Consider the following 4,659-nt stretch of genomic DNA (forward strand, 5'->3'; position numbering starts at 1 on the left):
GTAAGAGCTGATAACGGTAACTTTATATGAGGAAGGATTGAAAGTCAAATCAGGGGTCTTATAGCACATTTTATAACCATTACAGGACTAGTCTGTGTTAGAACCGGCTGGAGTTCATAGTCCCTGTTCCTAACCAGATGCTCGGTAATAAACGGCAAACTGACTTACAGAAGCTTTGGCAGGCCACCTTAGAATCCCAAGAGCTAATCATGAAGAATCAGTCTAATGAAGTGCAGTATTTGATAAAAATGCCACTTGATAGTGGCATCCCAGAATTACTTAAAAGTTTGGATTAATACGAGCTGAAACGCCTGCATGTTCTTTTAAAAGATAAAGAAGGCCACCGCCATCGATAAGTTCTATAGGTTTGTCTTCGCAGAATCGATAAGCATCTTTACCATACTGGCTGGTACAAACCAAAATCCCCTTATTCGCTCCTTCATTCATCATAGTACCGTACAGATCTCTAACGGAGCTTACGCCAACAGTGTCTTTATACCTTTTCGCTTGAATAACAACTTTGCCGCCAAGGATTGGACGTGTATCGAATGCAACTGCATCAACGCCACCATCTTTTGTACCTCTGGTGAGTTTCGTATCTAACCCCATTTGCGTAAACAGATTTGAAACTAGTACTTCAAATTCAGAAGGAGAAAGCTCCATCAGGTTCGGGCGTGTTTCAAGGCCAGAAAGAGCATCCCCTTGTTCAATGAACCGTTTATCGACCATGTCAAATTCAAGAATGGGTTTGACTGCCTGAAGCTCATCAGGTCGAACTGAAACTTGAGCCCCCAAACTTCGTAAGCATGCACTTTTTTCAACCCGATCAAGTTTGATTTGCATAAAATCATCCTTGTGCGCTCGGGCAGAAACTAAGGTAATCTTAATATCGTGTCCACTCGTCGGATCAACGGTGTCGATGACACCATTAAAAAGTACAGAAGTTAAAGCTAGGGCCCTATCTGCTTCAAATAGCTCATGAAAAGTTCGGAGTGTAATTGCGGCTATTACATTCTGATAAAGATCTTTTATTTCATTCGCTTTTCTCGCCTTAGCATCAATTGCATCTCTTGTCTTAACATACTTGTATTCAAGCTCGCGTGGGACAATTGATATTTCAGGCAAGTTATATTCCACCACCAATTCTTTATTTTCAGATAAATATGCAAGTCTGAATGATTGGGGGAACCCAGTTTCAGGATATTCAGATCTTGTAAGAACCATTTCACAATAGGCTAATACGCTATCAGAATCGCAATTTAGATAACTTTGCTCAAACTGGTCCACTTCATCATGCTGATTTTTTATTTCATCAAAATACACTTTTCTGCGTTTTTGATATTCTGCGGTTAATTTATCTAATTCAATCTTCTGATTTGAAATCTTTCTCGAATGCTCTTCTTTGCATCTAACGAAAGCCTCTTCAGCTACTAGCAATTCACGTTGATAATTTCTTTTTACCCAAGGAAAAATCATTTTCCACATAGGAGGAACACTCACAACTCTCAGTTCTGGCTCTGGTTCAGGTAATAAGTGATGGGGAGTTTTGAAGTCTTCAAACTTAGGGATTTTCTTCAATGTGGAAAAATCTATCGAATCATCAAATTCGAGCGTATGTTCAAGTAGGGTCGAAAGAGCAAGAATAGTATCTTCAAGCTCTGAGTTTAAATCAGACACCTCTTCTTGTCGTCCCTCTAGATACATAACCTTAGCTAATTTCTCGGCTTCTTTTTGCTCACGAAATCTTTGAGCGTTGTCTCTTTTAATTTCACGCTCCAGACGCCGGACTCCAGCAAAATGATTTCTTTCTGCTCTCTTTCGCTCGCGTTCCGCAGCCGCTGCTGCCCTAACTGTTGCACGTATCAAACCTTCAAATCCAGATCTGCGTCCCATTGCTGTCCCAGGGCCCCCAACTGAAAGATAGAACCATAACCATAGAAAAGCTGCTGCAAGCAGCCGTGGATTCACATACGCTGTTTTAATTTACTCCATTGTCAACTGGATGATCCAGATAATGAGAGTAATCTTTCAATACTATGTTTGATCTGCTTCATTGTGCTGTGATTAAGATCCGGTTCTGGCGTAGACTGCCCCACTAAATGTGTTTGTCGGTAAAAAGCAAGGAGCAGGAATCATGCAGTTTGCAGTACAACTCGACTGAAGGATCTGTTGCATAAAAATAGTTATTATGTAGATATTGCAAGACATAAAAACATATGTTAATAACATACACTTTCGTGTTGTGTTTTTTTATCATGTTTATGATCTCACCGAAAAGGATTGCAGATGACGCCTGAGTATAGAATTGATGCTGAGAGAAGAATAACTGAATATTTAAAATCTCAACATCTGGAAAACATAAAAAACATGCAGGTCGAGAAAACATTTAATGACTTAGATTTTGAGGTTAATATTTGGAATGTCAGAACAAAAAACGATGGTAACTGGTGGGTTGCTGAAGGTGAAAATATCCCTTTAAATCTATATACTCAAAATGAGTTTTTCTTTTCTGCTGATGAAGCATATTCTTTCCACTTAGGCATAACGCAAAGACTACAAGCAAGGCATAGTAATGATTTCAAACATGTCATTAATGAGTTACCTTTAGATATTGATATGCTAAGTTCTATTAGTCGGAGATTAAATGCTTCCGCCATTGCTCTGAACAATATTAGTGCTCCTGAAGATATTCAAAGTGTTGGATTGACATGCAGAGAGAGCATGGTTGAGCTTGCTGGATATCTTTATAAAAATCATGAGGACATATTAAAAAAAGAGAACATTAAAGTAGCTGACTTTAAAAATATTTGCCGGATTATCATTGGTTTATATGCTACTGGGAAACGCAATTCTAGCCTCAGAAAGTATTGTCGTTCAACGATTGAATCCGCATGGGACCTCGCTGCAGAAACCGTACACTCTTCAAATAAAAATTTCCCCGATGCTAAAATTTGCCTTCTACTTACTTGTACAGCAGTTTCATTGATTCAAAATTTATTCCTTAAATTCATAGGCTTTGATCGAGAAATAAAATGCCCTAACTGTCATAGTTTAATTAGTGAAGTTTATGGGTATGAAGAAGGTAGCCAACTTCTCGTAGTATGTGGAGAGTGTGGACAAGTTATACAGGCACTTTCAGAAGAAACTGGTGATTAATCTTAGGCATTAATAATAGATCTTAATTCAGTTCCGATTGTTAATTTAATTAAAACTACCAATGTATACTTACGTCACAGACCTGCTCGTAGCAATGTCTTCGGGTTGGTGTGAGCTAGAACTAAATAGCTATAATGATAAGAAACGGATTAATCACCATAAGTTACTAAGTGATTTACTATTCGGACCAGCTATTTAGAAGTCAACATATAAATAGCCTCGCATAATAGCGCTGTACTTAGAAGTCTGCTACCTCCCGTCAGAGTTGGCCTTGCACGATGAGAAGTCAAGCATCAATAATACGGGAGTATTTAGCAGATGTTGACTTGAGTAATAAAAACTTAACATATTGAAAATATCTCATATGCAATTATTCTATTTTCAATAGAATTGTTTAAAAGATATTATAAAAATAAATATCTCTTTCGTACTTTAGCTTATTAAATGGTGTCAACTCTCCCCAAGAAGAGTAGTGATTTTTTTAACCTCTTCAAAATTGCTTTCAGAAGCAAACAACCAATTATCAATAAATGAATAGAAATTTCTATCCATTGAACAATCCCATAAATTTAAAGATATTATTGCCGACCAATTATCAGATTGTTCCTTTAGGATTGAATTAAAGAGATATATAGCAACAACTTTATTGATTTCTCTCTGTGTCGAAGATTTTTCTAATTGAGGTAACATACTAGATAGCCAAGACGTAAATTCATTACTTGTATCAAATAATCTATGGACAGTATTTACCACTTGACCGATATACTCAGTAATATGAGATCCGTAACTCGAATTATAAGATGATATTTCAAAGAAATTCCAATCTTCACCGAGTTTATACATGACTGCTATAGAAGCACATTCACATAAACTTTCTTCAAACCATTTATGCTTATGTTTGCGAGCAAGAGAGTGGTTACAGTATAAATGGCATAACTCATGTGAGAGCTGATAAGCCATTTGTGCCCAATGATCACCAGATTCACAACATAGAGTAATCTCCCAGTTTCCATTATTTTTTTCAAAGTGAGCAAGAGGATATTTTTCATGACGATTATTATTTACTAAAATATCACTTTTAATCTCTTCCCCAACATAACTGGAAAATATTTTATAGACAGCCTCAGCTAACTTTTGGGTACTACAAGAAATTGAAGGAACTTCCCAGCCATCGCCAGTAACTTTAATCACTAAATTAGCCCTTTGTTTTATATAGTTCGGATGTTCGGATAGACAGGAAATATTATCACTTATCACGCCTACTATCTATCTTTAAATTTTCAAATCATGATGTATGTAGAATAACTCCTATTGTGAGCATAAGAATTCAGCAGTTGGCAGAATACCAATAAATTAAGCTAATTTCCCTTTAAGAACATCACAATGCTGTTGGATATGTCCGATTATGGTGAAAACTATTAACTTAATAAGGCGTCGATAAATGAATGTACAAATTATCATATCAAACATCAGTCCGTAAAGTTAATCATACAGCTAGGTATA

Annotated in this window: 3 protein-coding genes; 1 reads left to right on the plus strand and 2 read right to left on the minus strand. The window is 36.7% G+C overall.

Annotated features, from left to right (window positions below; translation table 11 throughout):
* Positions 1–279: 279 nt before the first annotated feature.
* Positions 280–1,893: a restriction endonuclease gene (locus J5224_RS23385; RefSeq protein WP_264627635.1), complete on the minus strand. Its 1,614-nt coding sequence runs from the start codon at positions 1,891–1,893 to the stop codon at positions 280–282.
* 393 nt (positions 1,894–2,286) lie between these two features.
* On the opposite strand from J5224_RS23385, the gene J5224_RS23390 reads away from it, so the two are divergent.
* Positions 2,287–3,156 (plus strand): hypothetical protein, encoded by an 870-nt coding sequence (locus J5224_RS23390; protein WP_264627636.1) that lies wholly within the window; start codon positions 2,287–2,289, stop codon positions 3,154–3,156.
* A gap of 450 nt (positions 3,157–3,606) precedes the next feature.
* Here J5224_RS23390 and J5224_RS23395 read toward each other — a convergent pair whose 3' ends face one another.
* Positions 3,607–4,347 carry a hypothetical protein gene (locus J5224_RS23395; protein WP_264627637.1) on the minus strand — a complete coding sequence of 247 codons (741 nt, stop codon included), beginning with the start codon at positions 4,345–4,347 and terminating at the stop codon, positions 3,607–3,609.
* Between the last annotated feature and the right edge of the window lie 312 nt (positions 4,348–4,659).

Source organism: Candidatus Symbiopectobacterium sp. NZEC135 (assembly GCF_025962695.1).

What these genes read in the sequence shown, in the direction of transcription:
- J5224_RS23390 (WP_264627636.1), top strand. Translation starts at nt 2,287, where the DNA reads ATGACGCCTGAGTATAGAATTGATGCTGAGAGAAGAATAACTGAATAT.
- J5224_RS23385 (WP_264627635.1), bottom strand. Translation starts at nt 1,893, where the DNA reads ATGGGACGCAGATCTGGATTTGAAGGTTTGATACGTGCAACAGTTAGG.